The sequence below is a fragment of the Streptomyces sp. ME19-01-6 genome (genome assembly GCF_033793745.1).
Classification (GTDB): Bacteria; Actinomycetota; Actinomycetes; order Streptomycetales; family Streptomycetaceae; genus Streptomyces.
In genome coordinates this window covers 1-1,529 of the sequence record NZ_JARAXF010000099.1, presented here as the reverse complement: position 1 = coordinate 1,529, position 1,529 = coordinate 1, and the positions used below count along the sequence as shown (strand labels likewise).

The following is a 1,529-nucleotide window of genomic DNA, read 5'->3' as shown; positions in this document are numbered from 1 at the left end:
ATCGCGGTGCGCGCGGCCGGGATCAACTTCCGCGACGTGATGGTGACCCTCGGCGTCGTGCCCGACCGCCGCGGCCTGGGAGGCGAGGGCGCGGGGGTGGTGCTCGACGTGGCGGGGGACGTGACCTCGGTGGCCGTCGGCGACCGCGTACTGGGCCTGTTCGAGGGCGCCTTCGGCCCCGTCGCCGTCGCCGACGCCCGCGCGGTCGTGCCCGTCCCGCCCGGCTGGACCGACCCGCAGGCGGCGGCCGTGCCAATCGCGTTCCTCACCGCCTGGTACGGACTGGTGGACCTCGCGGGCCTGACGGCGGGCGAGAAGGTCCTCATCCACGCCGCCACAGGAGGCGTGGGCACGGCGGCCGTGCAGATCGCGCGCCACCTCGGCGCCGAGGTCTACGCCACCGCCAGCCCCGCCAAGCACGGCGTGCTTCAGGCCATGGGCATCGACGCCGACCACCGCGCCTCCTCCCGCGACCTGCACTTCGAAAACGCCTTCCCCCAGGTCGACGTCGTCCTCAACAGCCTCGCCGGCGACTTCACCGACGCCTCACTCCGACTCCTCGGCGACGGCGGCCGGTTCATCGAGATGGGCAAGACCGACATCCGCGACCCCGAGGAGATCGCCGCGTCCCACCCCGGCGTTCACTACCGGGCCTACGACGTCGTCTCCGACGCCGGACTCGACCGGGTCTCGGAGATGCTGCCCGCGCTCGCGGGCCTCTTCACCGAGGGCGTGCTCACAGCACCGCCCGTCCAGGCGTGGCCGCTGGGGAAGGCCCGGCAGGCGCTGCGCCACATGAGCCAGGCCAAGCACACCGGCAAACTCGTCCTCACCATCCCCCCACCCCTCGACCCCGACGGCACGATCCTCATCACCGGCGGCACCGGCACCCTCGGCGCCCTGGCCGCAGAACACCTCATCACCACCCACGGCATCACCCACCTCCACCTCCTCAGCCGACGCGGACCCCACGCCCCCGGCGCCACCGAACTCACCAAACACCTCACCGAACTCGGCGCCACCGTCACCATCACCGCCACCGACGCCGCCGACCCCACCGCCCTGCGCGGCGTCATCGACGGAATCGACCCCGACCACCCCCTCACCGGCGTCATCCACACCGCCGGCATCACCGAGGACGCGGTGGTCACCTCCCAGACGCCCGACAGCCTCCGCCACGTCTGGGAAGCCAAGGCCACCACCGCCGCCAACCTCCACGCCGCCACCCGCCACCTCCCCCTCGCCCTGTTCACCCTCTACTCCTCCGCCGCCGGCACCCTCGGCAACCCAGGACAAGCCAACTACGCCGCCGCCAACGCCTACCTCGACGCCCTCGCCACCACGCGACACCACACCGGCCTCCCCGGTGTGTCCATCGCCTGGGGCCTCTGGGCCGCCACCAGCACCCTCACCGACGACCTCACCCACGCCGACCACGCCCGCATGAACCGGTCGGGAGTCTCCCCCCTGCCCACCGATCACGCCCTCGCCCTCCTCGACACCGCCCACCGCCACGGCGAACCACACCT

Annotated in this window: 1 protein-coding gene; it reads left to right on the top strand. The window is 73.0% G+C overall.

Annotated features, from left to right (window positions below; translation table 11 throughout):
- Positions 1 to 1,529, top strand: a 1,529-nt coding sequence (locus tag PV419_RS52770) for an MDR/SDR family oxidoreductase (protein WP_319701228.1), incomplete at both ends; no start/stop codon positions are given.